The sequence below is a fragment of the Gemmobacter nectariphilus DSM 15620 genome, from assembly GCF_000429765.1.
Taxonomy (GTDB): domain Bacteria; phylum Pseudomonadota; class Alphaproteobacteria; order Rhodobacterales; family Rhodobacteraceae; genus Wagnerdoeblera; species Wagnerdoeblera nectariphila.
Window position 1 is genome coordinate 117,138 of record NZ_AUCM01000006.1, and the last position, 15,982, is coordinate 133,119.

15 protein-coding genes are annotated in these 15,982 nt (G+C 67.0%); 11 read left to right on the forward strand and 4 right to left on the reverse strand.

The features are described 5' to 3' along the window. Positions 1–80: 80 nt before the first annotated feature. From G481_RS0107265 to G481_RS0107305, 9 genes are all read left to right on the forward strand, one after another. Complete coding sequence (locus tag G481_RS0107265) at positions 81–1,259, forward strand: M24 family metallopeptidase (RefSeq protein WP_051294368.1); 1,179 nt, start codon at positions 81–83, stop codon at positions 1,257–1,259. Positions 1,260–1,322: 63 nt separating this feature from the next. Next, positions 1,323–2,873, forward strand: coding sequence for an ABC transporter substrate-binding protein (locus G481_RS0107270; protein WP_028029438.1), 1,551 nt, complete (start codon positions 1,323–1,325; stop codon positions 2,871–2,873). Positions 2,874–2,882: 9 nt separating this feature from the next. Further along, positions 2,883–3,833 carry an ABC transporter permease gene (locus G481_RS0107275; RefSeq protein ID WP_028029439.1) on the forward strand — a complete coding sequence of 317 codons (951 nt, stop codon included), beginning with the start codon at positions 2,883–2,885 and terminating at the stop codon, positions 3,831–3,833. Continuing rightward, positions 3,826–4,644, forward strand: coding sequence for an ABC transporter permease (locus G481_RS0107280; RefSeq protein ID WP_028029440.1), 819 nt, complete (start codon positions 3,826–3,828; stop codon positions 4,642–4,644). The genes G481_RS0107275 and G481_RS0107280 overlap by 8 nt, the downstream gene beginning before the upstream one ends. Beyond that, positions 4,644–6,278 carry a dipeptide ABC transporter ATP-binding protein gene (locus G481_RS0107285; RefSeq protein ID WP_028029441.1) on the forward strand — a complete coding sequence of 545 codons (1,635 nt, stop codon included), beginning with the start codon at positions 4,644–4,646 and terminating at the stop codon, positions 6,276–6,278. Before G481_RS0107280 ends, G481_RS0107285 begins: the two co-directional genes overlap by 1 nt. Beyond that, positions 6,275–7,495, forward strand: a complete 1,221-nt coding sequence (locus G481_RS0107290) for a M20 family metallopeptidase (protein WP_028029442.1) — start codon at positions 6,275–6,277, stop codon at positions 7,493–7,495. Before G481_RS0107285 ends, G481_RS0107290 begins: the two co-directional genes overlap by 4 nt. Next, on the forward strand, positions 7,492–8,700 hold the full coding sequence (locus tag G481_RS0107295; protein WP_051294369.1) for a M24 family metallopeptidase: 1,209 nt from the start codon (positions 7,492–7,494) through the stop codon (positions 8,698–8,700). Before G481_RS0107290 ends, G481_RS0107295 begins: the two co-directional genes overlap by 4 nt. A 55-nt stretch (positions 8,701–8,755) precedes the next feature. Beyond that, the gene (locus G481_RS0107300) at positions 8,756–9,679 is read left to right on the forward strand and encodes a dihydrodipicolinate synthase family protein (RefSeq protein ID WP_028029444.1); all 924 of its coding nucleotides are present in this window, start codon (positions 8,756–8,758) and stop codon (positions 9,677–9,679) included. Beyond that, complete coding sequence (locus tag G481_RS0107305; RefSeq protein WP_028029445.1) at positions 9,679–10,437, forward strand: SDR family oxidoreductase; 759 nt, start codon at positions 9,679–9,681, stop codon at positions 10,435–10,437. The genes G481_RS0107300 and G481_RS0107305 overlap by 1 nt, the downstream gene beginning before the upstream one ends. A gap of 54 nt (positions 10,438–10,491) precedes the next feature. On the opposite strand, the gene G481_RS0107310 is transcribed toward G481_RS0107305, so the two are convergent. Beyond that, positions 10,492–10,941: a group III truncated hemoglobin gene (locus G481_RS0107310; RefSeq protein ID WP_028029446.1), complete on the reverse strand. Its 450-nt coding sequence runs from the start codon at positions 10,939–10,941 to the stop codon at positions 10,492–10,494. A gap of 81 nt (positions 10,942–11,022) precedes the next feature. After that, entirely contained in the window at positions 11,023–11,421 is a 399-nt protein-coding gene (gene rnk, locus G481_RS0107315) for a nucleoside diphosphate kinase regulator (RefSeq protein WP_028029447.1), read from the reverse strand. Positions 11,422–11,735: 314 nt separating this feature from the next. Here rnk and G481_RS23140 point away from each other — a divergent pair, with 314 nt between their 5' ends. Further along, on the forward strand, positions 11,736–13,151 hold the full coding sequence (locus tag G481_RS23140) for a M20 family metallopeptidase (RefSeq protein ID WP_051294370.1): 1,416 nt from the start codon (positions 11,736–11,738) through the stop codon (positions 13,149–13,151). Beyond that, positions 13,148–14,074 (forward strand): 3-hydroxyacyl-CoA dehydrogenase NAD-binding domain-containing protein, encoded by a 927-nt coding sequence (locus G481_RS0107330; protein ID WP_028029449.1) that lies wholly within the window; start codon positions 13,148–13,150, stop codon positions 14,072–14,074. The genes G481_RS23140 and G481_RS0107330 overlap by 4 nt, the downstream gene beginning before the upstream one ends. A gap of 117 nt (positions 14,075–14,191) precedes the next feature. On the opposite strand, the gene G481_RS0107335 is transcribed toward G481_RS0107330, so the two are convergent. Both G481_RS0107335 and G481_RS0107340 read right to left on the reverse strand, forming a co-directional pair. After that, the gene (locus G481_RS0107335; protein ID WP_028029450.1) at positions 14,192–14,665 is read right to left on the reverse strand and encodes a MarR family winged helix-turn-helix transcriptional regulator; all 474 of its coding nucleotides are present in this window, start codon (positions 14,663–14,665) and stop codon (positions 14,192–14,194) included. A 24-nt stretch (positions 14,666–14,689) separates the two neighbouring features. Further along, entirely contained in the window at positions 14,690–15,976 is a 1,287-nt protein-coding gene (locus tag G481_RS0107340; protein ID WP_028029451.1) for a TRAP transporter large permease, read from the reverse strand. Positions 15,977–15,982 lie beyond the last annotated feature (6 nt).

Below are 15,982 nucleotides of genomic sequence, written 5' to 3' on the forward strand. Positions count from 1 at the left end.
ACCAAGTTCTACGGTTGCCGCAACCTTGTCGTGCCGTTGCGCCGCAGCGTAACGCCCGGCCCCAACCGAAAGGACGATGCATGGCGCCTCAACCCGGCTCGATGCTGCCCTTCCCCCGCGTCGAACATATGGCCCGTCAGGCCCGGCTGCGCGCAACGCTGCGCGCCAGGGGCGCCGATGCGATGCTGGTCTTTTCGCAGGAAAGCCTGTTCTGGCTGACCGGCTACGACACCGGCGGGTTCGTGTTCTTCCAATGCGCGGTGGTCACGGCGGATGACCGGCCCATCGTGCTGCTGACCCGCCGCCCCGACCTGTTGCAGGCGCGCACGACATCGACCATCGAGGATATCCGCATCTGGTGGGATGCCGACGATGCGAACCCGGCGCAGGATCTGAAAGGCATCCTCGAGGACCTTGGCCTGAAAGGCAGCCGCCTGCTGATCGAGCTGAACACCCACGGGCTGACCGGCTGGAACCTGTGGCGCTGCCAGACCACATTCGGCGACTGGTGCCGGCTGGAAAACGACGATCACCTGATCCGCAAGCTGCGGGTCGTGAAATCGCCGTCAGAGATCGAGGTGATGCGCAAGGCGGGCGAAATCTGCGACCGCTCGCTGAAGGCCGTGATCGAGGCGGCGCGGCCCGGACTGCTGGATAGCGACCTCAAGGCGGTCTACCTGGCCTCGATCCTTGGCGACGGGGCGGACATGCCGCCGAACGCGCCGCTGTTCAATTCGGGTGAACGCGCGGTCTATGGCCGGGGCGTGACCAACCCGCGGCGGCTGGAAACGCAGGACCAGATCCTGGTGGAATACCCGGTCACCTACCGCCATTACAACGTCAAGACCGAATGGATGATCCTGTTCGGCAAGGTGCCCGACCGCCAGCGCCACATGTATGATGTCGCCGTCGACACGCTGTGGAAGATGACCGACCTGGCCCGCCCCGGCACTACGCTGGGCGAGATCTTCGACTGCTACGCCAATGGCCTTGATGCTGGCGGCTATGCGGCCTCGCGCTATGGCGCCACGGGCTATTCGGTGGGCATTTCCTTTGCGCCCACGTCCATGGACGTGCCGCCGATGATCTATTCCGGCAATGCCACCGTCTGCGAACCCGGCATGACGCTGTTTTATCATGTGATGAACGGCGACGGCGATTCAGGGCTCGCCATGGGGGTGGGCCATACGCTGCTGGTCACCGAAGGCGCGCCCGAGGTGCTGACCTGGTTGCCTGACGAGTTGACCGTCATTTCCTGACCGACCCCGACGACCAAAACCAAAGACAAGGCCCAAGGCCGCACCCAACACGGAGACCTTCTCATGACAGATTTGACCCTCAAACGCCGCCACGTCCTGATGGGCATGGGCGCCATCGGCACGCTGGCGACATTTGGCCTGCCGCAAGGCGCCATGGCGCAGACGCCCAAGGCGGGCGGCACGCTGCGCATCAGCCATTCCACCCGCATCGCCACGCTGAACGTGCTGTCGCTGTCGGGCCCGGCGGAATATCCCTGCATCGACATGATCTATTCCGGCCTGACCCGCATCGGGCTGGACAGCAAGGTTCATCCCGACCTTGCGAAAAGCTGGGATGCTTCGGCCGATGCCAAGGAATTCACCTTTCACCTGCGCGAGGGCGTGAAGTTCCACGACGGCACCCCCTTTACCGCCGAGGATGTGGTCGCGACCTACACCGCCATCCTGAACCCCGACATTCCCAGCTCGGCCCGCTCGGTGCTGACCATGGTGGAAAAGATCGAGGCGGTGGACCCGCTGACGGTGAAATTCACCCTGAAGACGCCCTTTGCCGACCTGCCGGTCTCGACCGCCCATGCCAATGCGCGGATCCTCTCCAAGGCCGCGCTGGCCGGCCCGCTGACCGATCTGGACACCAAGGCGAACGGCACCGGCCCGTTCAAGCTGGATGTCTATGACAGCGCGCGCATGGTGCGGCTGGTCAAGAACCCCGACTATTACCAGCCCGGCAAGCCCTATCTTGACGCGGTCGAGATGATGCTGTTCCCCGATCTGGCCGCCGAAACCGCGAACTTCCTGTCCGGCGCGACCGATGTGATGCTGACCGTGCAGCAGGCCGAATTCGCCCGCATCGCCGCCCAGCCGGGGATCGAGGCCAAGCGCGTTGCATCGGGCCGCTATGTCTGCATCGTGATGCGCCAGGACCAGAAGCCGTGGGACGATGTGCGCGTGCGCCGCGCACTGGCGCTGGCGACCGACCGCGAACTGCTGGTCGACGTGATCCTTGAAGGGCTGGGCCGCCCGGCCGCCGACAGCATCGTGCCGCCGGAACTGGCCTTTGCCACCGACAAGCCGGCGATCCCCTATGATCCCGAAGCCGCGAAAAAGCTGCTGGCCGAAGCGGGCTATCCCGACGGGCTCAAGGCGACGCTGGTTGCCTCGGACCGTCCGGCGATCCGCGCGCAGACCGCCATCGCGCTGAAACAGTCGGCCGCCGCCGGCGGGTTCGACCTGACCATCGAGACCATGCCGCACGATACCTATCTGGCGAATGTCTGGATGAAGGGCGCCTTCTACATCGGCTACTGGGGGATGCAGCCCACCATCGACGCGACCTACCGCCTGCTGCTGACCTCGGATGCGTCCTATCAGGACACCGAGTGGAAGAATGCCGAATTCGACGCCCTGATCGAGGAAGGCCGCGCCACCGTGGACGAGGCGAAGCGCGCCGAAATCTACGCCAAGGCCCAGGCGATGGAGGCCGAGGACGTGCCCTATATCGTCCCGTTCTTCGAAGATGTCCTGACCGCCAGCAGCACCAAGACCGCAAGCTGGGAAGTGGCGCCGATCTCGCGCTATTTCTATGTCGAGGATGTCTGGCTGGACAAGGCCTGAGGACGGCGCATGACCCTTGCCTACCTCCTCCGCAGGCTCGGGGCGATCGTCGTGGTTCTGGCGATCGTCACCGTGGCAGTGTTCGGCATCACCATGGTGTTGCCGGGCAATGCTGCCCTGATGATCCTTGGCGAACATGCCACCCCCGAAAACCTTGTCGCCATGGAGCGTCAGCTGGGTCTCGACCGACCCGTCTGGGTGCAATACGGCACCTGGGTCTGGGGCGTGCTGCATGGCGACTTCGGCATGTCGCTGCGGCTGTCGCTGCCGGTAGCGCAGGTGGTGGGCGAGGCGTTCTGGAATTCGGCCTGGCTGGCGCTGATGGCGCTGGCCGGGGTCACCGTCATCGCGATCCCGCTGGGCGCGCTGGCGGCGCTGAAACGCGGCTCGGTCTGGGATCTGGTGATCGGGCTGTTTTCCTATGTCGGCACGGCGATGCCGGAATTCGTCACCGCCACGCTGCTGCTGATCCTGTTCGCATCCCCGGAATGGCCGGTGATGCCCGCGGGCGGCTATGTCGCCCCGTCCGAGGATTTCCTGGGCTTCTTGCGCCATGCCATTCTGCCTGCGGGCACGCTGGGGCTGATCCTGATGGCGCATATCTCGCGTCAGGTGCGGTCCGAAATGTCCGAGGTGCTGTCGTCCGACTATATCCGCGCCGCCCGGCTGAAGGGGCTGCGCGGGCGCCGGGTGGTCTGGCGCCATGCGCTGCCGAACTCGCTGGCGCCGGCGGTGGCGGTGATTTCGCTGGATGTGGGCTATCTGCTGGGCGGCATCATCGTGGTCGAGGAAATCTTTGCCTGGCCCGGATTGGGCCGGACGCTGATCTATGCGCTGCAAAACCGCGATCTGCCGGTGATCCAGGCGATCACCCTGCTGCTGGCCGTGGTCTATGCGCTGTCGAACCTGATCGCGGACATCATCATCGCCTGGCTGGACCCGCGGGTGCGCCATGCGTGATTTCCTGCGAAACCCGGCCGGGCTGGTCGGCCTGTGCCTTTTGTCCATCGTCATCGGCGCGGCGCTGTTCGGGCCATGGCTTGCCCCCTATGACCCGCAGCAATTTCACCCCAAGACGCGCCTTCAGGGGCCAAGCTGGGATTTCTGGCTGGGCACCGACCAGTATGGCCGCGATCTGCTGTCGCGCATCCTGAACGGCGCGCCTTCGACCGTGTTCTTCGGCATCGGGTCCACCGCCCTTGGGGTCGGGGTCGGATCGGTCATCGGCGTGATCGCGGGCGTCGCGGGCGGGCGCACGGACAGCGTGATCATGCGGGTTCTGGATGGCCTGCTGGCCATGCCCGAGCTGCTGTTCACCCTGCTGATCGTCACCTTTCTGGGCGGCGGCACCACACAGGCGATGCTGGCCGTCGCCGTGACCTTTGCCCCCGGCATGGCGCGGATCGCGCGCAGCTCGGTCCTGTCGGTGCGCACGCGGGAATATGTGATGGCCGCCACCGCGCGCGGCGAATCCCGCGCCTGGATCGTCGGGCGCGAGGTGCTGCCGAACGCCCTGGGCCCGATCATCGTCGAGGCGACGATCCGCGTGTCCTTTGCCATCATGATCGGCGCGACGCTGGGCTTTCTGGGCCTTGGCGCGCAGCCGCCTTCGACCGAATGGGGGCTGATGGTGGCCGAGGCGCGGCAGTTCATGTTCCGCAACCCGTGGTGCGTGGCCGTGCCCGGCCTGGCCATCGCGTTCACCGCCATGGGCTTCAACCTGTTCGGCGACGCGCTGCGCGATGCCTTCGACCCGAAAAGGAGCCGGTGATGACAACGCGCCCCGTGCTCGACGTGCAGGACTATTCCCTGGCCTATGACACGCCCGAAGGCGAGGTCATGGCGCTGAAATCCGTCTCGCTGGCGATCCGCCCGGGCGAGACCCATGCCCTGGTGGGCGAAAGCGGATCGGGCAAGTCGACGCTGGCCTGGGCGATCATGCGCTATCTGCCGGACAATGCGCGCGATGTGTCGGGCCGGATCGCGCTGTCGGGCGAGCCGCTGCTGGGCAAGACCCTGCCGCAGATGGAGGCGCTGCGGGGCAAGCGCATCGCCATGGTGTTCCAGGACCCCAGTTCCTCGCTGAACCCCACGATGCGGATGGGCGAGCAGATCGCCGAGGTGCTGATGCGCCATCGCGGCATGGACAAGGCCGCCGCCTGGACCGAGGCCGAAGCCGCGCTGGCCCGCACCGGCATCCAGCGCCCAGCCGAAATGATGCAGCGCTTCCCGCACGAGGCCTCGGGCGGCGAAAAGCAGCGCGTCGTCATTGCCACCGCCTTTGCCTGCAACCCGGAACTGATCATCTTCGACGAACCCACCACGGCGCTGGACATCCTGACCGCGCAGCAGATCCTCGATCTGTTCCTCCGCCTGCGGCAGGAAACCGGGGTCGCGGCGCTGTATATCTCGCACGATCTGGGGCTGGTGGCACGGATCGCCGATACCGTCTCGGTGATCCATCAGGGCGAGATCGTCGAAAGCGGCCCGGTGCATCAGGTGTTCCGGGCGCCGAAGGATGCCTATACCCGCGCGCTGATGGCCGCCGTGCCGCGCCCGGACGAACGGATCGCGGTGCCCGAACCTGCGCCGGCCCGGCCATTGTTGCAGGTGCAGGGCATTTCCGTCCGCTATGGCGCCGATGGCTGGCTGACCCGCCTGCTGGGCAAGGAAAGCGTGCCATTCTATGGCGCCCGCGATGTGTCGTTCCAGGTGCATCCGGGCGAGTTGCTGGGGCTGGTGGGCGCCAGCGGTTCGGGCAAGTCGACCATGGCGCAGGTGGTGTCGGGCCTGCGCGACTTTACCGGCACCGTGCAGTTCGGCGGGCGCGATTTCACCGCGCGCGGCGATTTTGACCGCGCCTATCGCCGCGATGTGCAGATCGTGTTCCAGCATCCCGATTCCAGCCTGAACCCGCGCCAGACCATCGGCACCATCCTGTCGCGGCCCTTGCGGCTTTACCGCCTGTGCCCGCCCGCCAAGGTGGCGGACCGCGTGCGCGAGCTGCTGGAGATGGTGCTGCTGCCGCCCGAGTTCGCGTCCCGCTATCCGCACCAGCTTTCGGGCGGGCAAAAGCAGCGCGTCGCCATCGCCCGCGCCTTTGCCGCCGAGCCCAGGCTGGTGATCTGCGACGAGATCACCGCGGCGCTGGATGTGTCGGTGCAGGCGGCGGTCGCGCGCCTTCTGACCGATCTGCAACGCAAATCCGGCGCGGCCTGCCTGTTCATCACCCACGATCTGAACCTGATCCGCCAGCTGGCCCACCGCATCGCCGTGATGCAGCGCGGCCAGGTGGTCGACAGTTTCGACGTGGCCGATGCGAACAGCCCCGACCGCCACCCCTATACCCGCGCCCTTCTGGACGCGGTGCCGCTGGCCGAGGAATTTCAGGGAGTGACCGCATGAAAACCCCGCTGCAACTGGCGCAATCCGTCAACGAACAGGCCAGCCTTGATACCCTGGCCGAGATGGTCCGCCACAAAAGCTATTCCGAAACCCCGGGCGAGCGGGTGCTGGCCGAACGCATGGTCGAGATCATGCAGGGCATGGGCCTTGAGACGCAGCTGATGCCGGTCGAGGGCGAGCGGGTGAACGCCATCGGCATCTGGCGCGGAACGGGGGGCGGCAAGAGCCTGATGTTCAACGGCCATCTTGACACTAACCCGGCAACCGAGGGCTGGACGGTCGATCCTTGGGGCGGGCTGGTGGACGACAAGTTCATCTATGGCATCGGCGTGTCCAACATGAAGGCGGGCGATGCGTCCTACCTGTGTGCCGTGCGCACGCTGATCGAAAATGGCGTCCGGCTGAAGGGCGACGTGATCCTGACCTTCGTGATCGGTGAACTGCAGGGCGGCATCGGCACCTACAAGATGGTCGAATCCGGGCTGCGGGCGGATTACTTCATCAACTCGGAACCCTCGGACCTCAAGGCGATCACCATGCACGCCGAGGCCTTCACCTTTGTGATCGAGCTTCAGGGCATCACGCGCCATCTGTCGAAACGCGAAGAGGCGGTCGATGCGATCCGCGCCGCCTGCGATCTGGTGCCGGAACTGACAGAGCTGAAATTCTCGGACGCGCCGGATGACGATCACCGTTCCATCAACCGGGTGCATGTCGGCACCATCCGCGGCGCGCTGGGGCGCGAGTTCCACGAATGGCGCCCGCCGCAGGTGGCTGATGTGGTGCGCCTGACCGGGTCGGGCCGCTATGGCCCCGCCCAGACCGAGGAAAACGCCCTTGCCGATCTGCGCCGGGTGCTGGACGGGCTGATGGCGCGCTGGCCGGGGCTGAAAGCGTCGGTCCATATCCAGAAATCGCCGGGCCGCCCGGTGATGCCGGCCTTTCAGGTCGACCGCAACAGCCGCATCGTCACCGCGATCAACGCCGCCTATGAAGCGATCCGGCACGAGCCGCAGCCGACCGGCCCGATCACACCCACCGGCTTTTACGGCACCGATGCAGGGCATCTTTACAAGCATGGCGGCATGGAGGGCGTCGTCTGCGGCCCCGGCGGGCGCTACAACACCATGCCGGACGAGCGGGTCGATATTCCCGACTATCTGGACATGATCCGCATCTACCTGCTGACCATCTGCGACATCTGCGAGCTGCAATGATCGACCTTGCCCGTGAATACCCTGGCCAGACCCTTTCGGGCCGCACCGTTGCCCTGCGGTTTCCCCAGGCCGAATACCGCGCCCGCCTTGCCCGCACCCGCGCCGTCCTGCGCGAACGGGGGCTGGATGCGCTGCTGGTCTTTGCGCAGGAAAGCCATTTCTATCTGACCGGGTTCGACACGGCGGGCTATGTGTTCTTCCAGGTCGGCATCGTCACCGCCGACGATGGCCCCGTGACCCTGCTGACCCGCACCCCGGACAAGCGGCAGGCGGAAACCAACTCGCTTTACGACGAGGTGCGCATCTGGCTGAACGCCGAGGATGCGAACCCCGCTGTCGATCTGCGCGGCATCCTTGCGGAAAAGGGGCTGGCGGGGGGCAAGATCGGTGTCGAATTCGCCACCTATGGCCTGACCGCCGCCAATGGCCGCATGGTCGAGGCAGCGCTGAGCGGCTTTTGCACGCTGGAAGATGCGTCGGACATCGTGCGCGGGCAGCGGCTGGTGAAATCCCCGGCCGAACTGGAACTGGTTCGCGCCGCCGGCCAGCTGGCCGATGCCGCGACGATGGCAGCCATCGAAACCGCGAAACCGGGGGTGTTCGACACGGCGCTTTCTGGTGCGGCGGTCACGGCGATGCTGGCGGCGGGGGGTGATCTGCCCTCGGGCGGGCCTTTGGTCAATGTCGGCCCGCGCGCGCTGTTCGGGCGCGGCATTGGCGGGGCGCGGCGGATCGAGCCGCAGGACCAGGTGCTGATCGAACTGGCAGGATCGGCCTGCCGCTATCATGTGGTGATCGAACACACCGTCGCCGTCGGCGCCCTGGACCCCCGGCAAGACCGCCAGATGCAGGTTGCCATCGAGGCGCTGGAGCGGATCAAGCAGGCCGCCGTTCCGGGCGAGCGCCTTGGCAAGCTGGACGACATTCACCGCGCCACGCTGGACGGCGCCGGCTTTGCCCATGCCCGCTATGCGGCCTGCGGCTATGCGCTTGGCTGCACCTTCAAGCCGACATGGATGGATGTGCCGCCCATGATCTACACCGGCAACCCGCTGGTGCTGGAACCGGGCATGGTGTTCTTTGTCCATATCATGATCCCTGACGCCACCACCGGGCTGGTGGCCGGCGTCGGCCAGACCTTTGCCGTCGGCGAAAGCGGCGTCGAGACATTCTCGGCCTTGCCCTTGCAACTCTGGAAGGTCTGACGCTACCACCCTCTGGCCGCGTGGCAGACGCACACGAACCGAAAGGAAACCCCTCATGCCGTTGCTGACCGCCGACGCCAAAGGCGTCTATGTCATCTCGGTCACGCCGTTCCACCCCGACGGGCGCATCGACTTTGACAGCCTTGACCGGGTGACGGATTTCTATCTGGAAAAAGGCGCCACCGGCCTGACCATCCTTGGCATCATGGGCGAGGCGAACAAGCTGACCCAGGCAGAATCGCGCGAGGTGGCGCAGCGCGTCATCGCCCGGGCCAATGTGCCGGTCGTGGTCGGCGTGTCGGCCCCGGGTCTGGCCGCGATCACCGAACTTAGCGCCTCGGTCATGGACATGGGCGCGGCGGGCGTGATGATCGCCCCGCCCGGCAATCTGCGCACCGACACCCAGATCGTCACCTATTACACCCAGGCCTGCGCGGCGGCAGGCGAGGGCGTGCCGGTCGTCCTGCAGGATTTCCCGCTGACCACCGGCGTGCAGATCGACCCCGGCACGATCCGCCGCATCGTTGATGCGCTGCCGCAGATCGTCATGCTCAAGCATGAGGATTGGCCGGGGCTGGCCAAGATCACCGCGCTGCGCAAGGCCGAGGCAGCGGGCGGGCGCCGGATTGCCATCCTGTGCGGCAACGGCGGGCTGTTCCTGCCCGAGGAAATGGGCCGGGGCGCCGACGGGGCGATGACCGGCTTTGCCTATCCCGAAATGCTGGCGCAGGTCGTGGGGCTGTGCGCGGCGGGTCAGGCGGAACGGGCGCAGGACATCTTTGATGCCCACCTGCCGCTGGTGCGCTATGAACAGCAGCCGGGTGCGGGGCTGGCGGTGCGCAAATATGTGCTGGCCAAACGTGGAGCCATCGCCTCCGAGGCGCAGCGCAACCCCGGCGCCAATCTGCCTGCCGAGGCCCGGGCCGAGGTGGACCGCATGATCGCCCGTCTGGAGATCCGCCTGAAGGAGCTTGGCTGATGGATTTCGGAATCGCTGGCAAACGCGCCCTTGTGCTGGGCGCCAGCCGTGGCCTTGGCGCCGCCTGTGCCGAGGCGCTGGTGGCCGAGGGTGTGCAGGTCATCGCGCTGTCCCGTTCAGGCAATGTGCCCCCCGCCTTGCAAGGCAAGGTGACGGCCAAGGCGCTGGATCTGTCCGATGCCGCCGCAACGGCTGCCTTTTGCGAGGAATTGCGCGCAGGCCCGGTGGACATTCTGGTCAACAACTGCGGCGGCCCCAAGGCCGGCCCCGCGCGCGGCCAGTCGGCCGAGGCCTGGCGCGCGGCCTTTGACGCCATGGCAACGCCGGTCTTTGCCCTGACCGATGCGGCGCTGGAGGGGATGGCGGCCGCGAAATGGGGCCGGATCGTCACCATCGGCTCGTCGGGCGTTCAGGCGCCGATCCCCGGCCTTGCGCTGTCGAACGGCGTGCGCGGGGCAATGGCGGGCTGGTCCAAGACGCTGGCGGCCGAGGTCGCGCCGCTGGGGATCACCGTCAACATGGTGCTGCCCGGCCGCATCGCCACCGACCGGGTGGCCGAGCTGGACGCGATCAAGGCCAAGGCGACGGGGCAGGAGTTCGAGGCGGTTCAGGCCGCCTCGCGCGCGACGATCCCGGCAGGGCGCTATGGCACCCCGGCGGAATTCGCAGCGATGGTCGCGTTCCTGTGCTCGCAGCAGGCAGGCTATGTCACCGGCGCGATGATGCGCGTCGATGGCGGAATGATCCGCGGACTTTGACCGACCCCGCGCCCCGGTGCCGCTGGCATCGGGGCCCGGCACCTTCGGCGCGCCCTAAAGCCGCGGCACTGCGCCCGGCGTGCGGCGCTGATCCTCGATGGCCATGCGCAACGAACGGGCGATGCGCTCTGCCCGCTCGACCAGATGCGCGGCGCCCGAAGGCGTGCAGACCGCCCGCGCCGTTTCCCCGAACAGGGCCAGCCAGCGATCGAAATGCGCCTGCCCCACCGGCAGCCCCAGATGGGCCGGCACCGGCGCCCCGCTATACCGCCCCGTCATCAACGCGACCGAGGACCAGAAGGCAACCATCCGGTCCAGATGCGGCCCCCAATCCGTGATGCGCGCGGCAAACACCGGGCCCAGCAGCGGATCGGCCCGCACCCGGTCATAGAAGCGGTGGACAAGTTCGGTCAGTCGGGCATCGTCCAGCCCGGTCTTGGCCATCAGCGCCGCCGTCACCTCGGGCCGGACCGAATTGAGCACACGCGGAATATCGGGGGTCATGCCACCCTCCTTTCGCCGGGGTTGCCCCGAAGATAGGCCCGGACCCGGCGGCGCGAAAGCCGCCGCGACCCTGCGCCGCGGTCAGGCGCCGCGCTGAACACCCAGAATGGTCAGCTCGCGCGCCTCGCCAGCGCGGGTCTGCCAGTCAAACCGCGCCCCGGCCTGAAGACCAATCAGCGCAACCCCGATCGGGGTCAGCACCGAAATCCGGCCAGCGGCAATATCGGCATTCTCGGGCAGGACAAGCGTGACATCCTGATCCTTGCCTGTCGCCTCGTCGCGAAACGCCACGCGATCGCCCAAGCCCGCCACATCGGCAGGCAGCGCGCCAGGCGCGACGATCCGGGCGCGGGAAAGTTCGCCCAGCAGCCGGTCGGCCAGATCGGGGTTGCGCGACAGCGCGCCTTCGGCCAGCCGCTCCAGCGTCTCCAGCTGGTCGCGGGCAATCGTCACCTTGGGGCGGGCAGGTTTGCGGGCCATGATCGTATCCTTTGTGAAATGATGTCCAGGCCTTGCCCGGCACATGCGGCCCCCGTCTGTGGCAGGCCATGATGATGGTGATGAAAGGTGACCCCGGACCTCAGGCCAGACGCGGCAAAGCCAGTGCCCGGGGCATCTGGCGCGTCAGCAGCGATCCGGCAGTCATGCGGAACCTGCGCTGGAGGGCGACGTTGGTCATGCACCACAGATAGGGAGCCATCCGAGCAATGTCGAGCCTTGCGGATTTTCCCATATGGACCCTGCGCTGCAGACCGCCCATGGTTGTGCCCGACCGCATCACGAAGGAACGCCCCATGATACCGACCGACCCGCGCAGCGCCGCCCTGGATCTTGCCGGCGGCATGGTCGCCTCGGGCCGGTTCCGGGGCGATCTGGCCGACCTGGTGGCACACCGGACCGAAAGCCAGAACCCCACACAGGCCATCGAGCTGATGCGCTATCTGACCGAGGCGCTGGTGCCCCGGCTGGAGGCGATGGGATTCACCTGCCGGATGCACGCGAACCCCGAGCCGGGCGGCGGCCCCCTGCTGACCGCCACCCGATTCGAAGCCGAGGGCCTTCCTACGGTCCTGGGCTATGGCCATGGCGACGTGATCCACGGGCAGGACGACCAGTGGCGCGACGGGCTGACGCCGTTCCAGCTGACCGAGGATCAGGGCCGCTACTGGGGCCGGGGCGTTGCCGACAACAAGGGCCAGCACCTGATCAACCTGCTGGCGATGGAAGCCGTGATCGCCACCCGCGGCAGCCTTGGGTTCAACGCCAAGCTGCTGTTCGAGATGTCCGAGGAAACCGGCTCGCGCGGGCTGTATGCCTTTTGTCAGGCGAACCGCGATCTGCTGGCGGCGGATGTGCTGATCGCCTCGGACGGGCCAAGGTTGCAGCCGGAAAAGCCCACGCTGTTCATGGGCTCGCGCGGGGCGCTGAATTTCGATCTGGTGGTCGATCTGCGCAAGGGGGCGCATCATTCGGGCAACTGGGGCGGTCTGCTGGCGGATCCGGCGATCCTGCTGGTGCAGGCGATTGCCAGCATCACCGATGCGCGCGGGCAGATCCGCATTCCCGAATGGCGCCCGACCAGCCTGACCCCCGAGGTGCGCGCGGCCCTGGCCGGCCTGCCGCTGGAGGGCGAAGGCCCCGCCATCGACCCCGACTGGGGCGAGGCATCGCTGACGCCGGCCGAACGTGCCTTTGGCTGGAACTCCTTTGCCGTGCTGGCGATGAAATCGGGGGTGCCAGAGGCGCCGGTGAACGCGATCTCGGGCCATGCGCGGGCCACCTGCCAGCTGCGGTTCGTCGTGGGCACCGACAGCGGCGCGCTGATCCCGGCCCTGCGCCGGCATCTGGATGCCCAGGGCCTGCAAGCCGTGCAGATCGTGATGGACGAAGGCATCTTTCCCGCGACCCGCCTTGCCCCAGATCACCCCTGGGTGCGCCGCGTGGCGGCGTCCGTCCAGCGCACGACCGGGGCCGCGCCGCATATCCTGCCAAACCTTGCCGGCAGCCTGCCGAACGACTGCTTTTCCGATGTCCTTGGCCTGCCGACCATCTGGGTGCCGCATTCCTGGCGCGGCTGCTGCCAGCACGCCCCGGACGAGCACATGCCCATCGCGCTGGCCCAGAGTGCATTGCGTGTCATGACAGGGCTTTACTGGGACATCGGATCGGGCAAAGTCTCGGGGATGGCAAAGGGGGAGACCGCGCAATGATGTTCACCAGAACCGCCGTGCTGGGGGCCGGCACCATCGGGGCCAGCTGGGCCGCGTTGTTTGCCGCCAGCGGGCGCGAGGTCACGGTCTATGACCCTGCCCCCGATGCCGAAGCCCGCGTGGCCCGCATGGTCGAGGCAGCCGCCGGCCCGCTGGCCGATCTGGGCTGGGCGGATGCCGGCGACATGTCGCGGCTGCGCTTCACCGCCGATCCGGCGGATGCGGTGGTCGGCGCCGGGTTCATCCAGGAAAGCGTGCCCGAACGGCTGGACATCAAGCACGCGCTTTATGCCCGGATCGAACCCGCGCTTGAACCCGGGGCGATCATCGGCAGCTCGACCTCGGGCCTGATGCTGGGGCAGATGCAGGACGGCTTTGCAAATCCCGGCCGGCTGGTGCTGGCCCATCCGTTCAACCCGCCGCACCTGATCCCGCTGGTCGAGCTGATGGCGAATGCCCGCACCGATGCCGATGTGCTGGATACTGCGCAAAAGTTCTATGAATCGCTCGGCAAGGTCTGCATCCGCCTGAACAAGGAAGTGCCGGGCCACGTTGCCAACCGTCTCCAGGCTGCCCTGTGGCGCGAGGCGATCCACCTCGCCTCCGAAGGCGTCGCCAGCGTCAAGGACATCGACCTTGCCATCGCCCATGGGCCAGGCCTGCGGTGGGCGATCATGGGGCCCAGCCTGCTGTTCCATCTGGCGGGCGGCGATGCCGGCATGCGCGGCCTCTGCGCCCATCTTGGCCCGGCGTTCGAAACCTGGTGGGCCGATCTTGGCACCGCCCATATGACCCCCGACGTCGTTGAGATGCTGGTCAAGGGTGTCGAGGACGAGGCGGCCGGGCAAAGCGTTGCAGATCTTGCCAGCCAGCGCGACAAGCTGCTCATCGGCTATCTCAAGGCCCGCGCCGAACGCGGATAGGCGGCCCCCTTTCGCCTTGACGCAAATATCCTCGGGGGGAGTCTGCCGGGAACCGGCAGACCGGGGGGCAGACAGCCCCCCATGCGACGGCTGCCACGGGGCCTTACGGTCCGCCGATCAGCCCCGCCGCACCGCATGGGCGGTCTCGGCACTGGCGCGCTTGATGACCTTGGTCAGCAACGCCTTAAGCCGGGCCCCCTCGGCCTCGGTCAGGCAGGCGGCGATGAACTCGGCCTCATGCACCCGTGCGCGGGCCACCATGGTATCGGCCAGCTCGCGGCCCGCATCGCTCAGCCAGACATGGACCAGCCGCCGATCCTCGGCGCCCCGCTCGCGCCGGACAAGGCCGCGCGCGTCCATCCGGTCCACCACCTTGGTCAGGCGCGACTGTTCCATCTGCGCCAGCCGGGCGATTTCGGTGATCGTGTTGCCGTCGCGGTCCCACAGACAGGCCAGCACGCGCCATTCCGCCACCGGCAGACCTGCCTCGGCGGCCTGCTGGTGAAAGCCGTGGCTGGCCAGACCGCTGGCCGTGGACAGCAGGAATTGCAGGTAATTCGCAAGAAAGCCGTTGTCGGGCGCAGGAGGCATGTCGAGACTCATGCCCCCTATTCACTACATCGAATTCGGAATGACCAGTGCCAACCACGGCGCCAGCACCAGAAGCGTCAGCCGCACCAGATCCATCACCACAAAGGGCGTGACCCCGGCAAAGATCTGCCCGACCGGCACATCCCGCGCCACCACCCGCAGCACGAAGACATTCATCCCCATCGGCGGCGTGATATAGCTGAGTTCGGCGGCAACAACGATGAAGATGCCGAACCAGATCGCATCGAACCCCAGCTGGGTGACGATCGGGAACAGCACCGGCACCACCAGCATCACCATCGACAGGCTTTCCAGCAGCGCCCCCAGGATCAGCAGCATCACCCCGATCAGCACGATCACGCCCAAAGGCGGCAGATGCAGCCCCAGAATGAACCCGCGCATGTCGGTCGAAAGCCCCGACAGGTTGACGTAGTTCATGAAGTAAAGCGCACCCATCAGGATGAAGAACATCGCCGCCGTCGTCTTGCCGGTGTCGAACAGCGTGGTCAGCGTGGCGCGCAGCGTCAGCTTGCGGCGCAGGGCGGTCAGCACGATGGCACCTGCCGCCCCCATGCCGGCTGCCTCGGTCGCGGTGAAGACGCCCAGATAGATCCCGCCCAGCACAAAGGCGAACAGCACCAGCGCGGGGAACACCCCCCTCAGCGCCGCGATCCGATCGCGCAGCGGCAGGCGCGGCTCGCTGACCAGTTGCTCGGGGCGCATCCACAGCGACAGGCGCACGGCGATCATGTAGCCGATCACCCCCAGCAGGCCGGGGATCAGCCCGGCCAGGAACAGCTTGCCGATGTCCTGCTGGGTCAGGATGCCATAGATCACCAGAATGACCGAGGGCGGAATGATGATCCCCAACGTCCCGCCTGCCGCGATGGATCCGGTCGCCAGACTGTCGGAATAGCCATGCCGGCGCATCGCGGGCAGCGCGATCCGCCCCATGGTGGCTGCCGTCGCCAGCGACGATCCGCAGACCGAACTGAACCCGCCGCAGGCTGCGATGGTCGCCATGGCAAGGCCCCCCTTGCGGTGGCGCAGCCAGGCATAGGCGGCGTCGTAAATCTCGTCCGCCACCCCCGATTGCACGATGAAATTGCCCATCAGCAGGAACAGCGGCACCACCGACAGCGTGTAGCTGCGCGCGGTGTCAAAGAACACCTGACTCAGCATCGCCATGGCGGGGTCAAAGCCGATGATCGCCGTCACGCCCAGCACGCCGACGATGATCAGCGCAAAGCTGATCGGAATGCCCGCGAACAGCAGGACGAACAAAATCACCAGACCGATCGGCCAGTCCATGTTTCC

Excerpts from the sequence above, each read along its gene's own strand:
- G481_RS0107265 (WP_051294368.1), top strand. The coding sequence starts at position 81 with ATGGCGCCTCAACCCGGCTCGATGCTGCCCTTCCCCCGCGTCGAACAT.
- G481_RS0107270 (WP_028029438.1), top strand. The coding sequence starts at position 1,323 with ATGACAGATTTGACCCTCAAACGCCGCCACGTCCTGATGGGCATGGGC.
- G481_RS0107275 (WP_028029439.1), top strand. The coding sequence starts at position 2,883 with ATGACCCTTGCCTACCTCCTCCGCAGGCTCGGGGCGATCGTCGTGGTT.
- G481_RS0107280 (WP_028029440.1), top strand. The coding sequence starts at position 3,826 with ATGCGTGATTTCCTGCGAAACCCGGCCGGGCTGGTCGGCCTGTGCCTT.
- G481_RS0107285 (WP_028029441.1), top strand. The coding sequence starts at position 4,644 with ATGACAACGCGCCCCGTGCTCGACGTGCAGGACTATTCCCTGGCCTAT.
- G481_RS0107290 (WP_028029442.1), top strand. The coding sequence starts at position 6,275 with ATGAAAACCCCGCTGCAACTGGCGCAATCCGTCAACGAACAGGCCAGC.
- G481_RS0107295 (WP_051294369.1), top strand. The coding sequence starts at position 7,492 with ATGATCGACCTTGCCCGTGAATACCCTGGCCAGACCCTTTCGGGCCGC.
- G481_RS0107300 (WP_028029444.1), top strand. The coding sequence starts at position 8,756 with ATGCCGTTGCTGACCGCCGACGCCAAAGGCGTCTATGTCATCTCGGTC.
- G481_RS0107305 (WP_028029445.1), top strand. The coding sequence starts at position 9,679 with ATGGATTTCGGAATCGCTGGCAAACGCGCCCTTGTGCTGGGCGCCAGC.
- G481_RS0107310 (WP_028029446.1), bottom strand. The coding sequence starts at position 10,941 with ATGACCCCCGATATTCCGCGTGTGCTCAATTCGGTCCGGCCCGAGGTG.
- rnk (WP_028029447.1), bottom strand. The coding sequence starts at position 11,421 with ATGGCCCGCAAACCTGCCCGCCCCAAGGTGACGATTGCCCGCGACCAG.
- G481_RS23140 (WP_051294370.1), top strand. The coding sequence starts at position 11,736 with ATGATACCGACCGACCCGCGCAGCGCCGCCCTGGATCTTGCCGGCGGC.
- G481_RS0107330 (WP_028029449.1), top strand. The coding sequence starts at position 13,148 with ATGATGTTCACCAGAACCGCCGTGCTGGGGGCCGGCACCATCGGGGCC.
- G481_RS0107335 (WP_028029450.1), bottom strand. The coding sequence starts at position 14,665 with ATGCCTCCTGCGCCCGACAACGGCTTTCTTGCGAATTACCTGCAATTC.
- G481_RS0107340 (WP_028029451.1), bottom strand. The coding sequence starts at position 15,976 with ATGGACTGGCCGATCGGTCTGGTGATTTTGTTCGTCCTGCTGTTCGCG.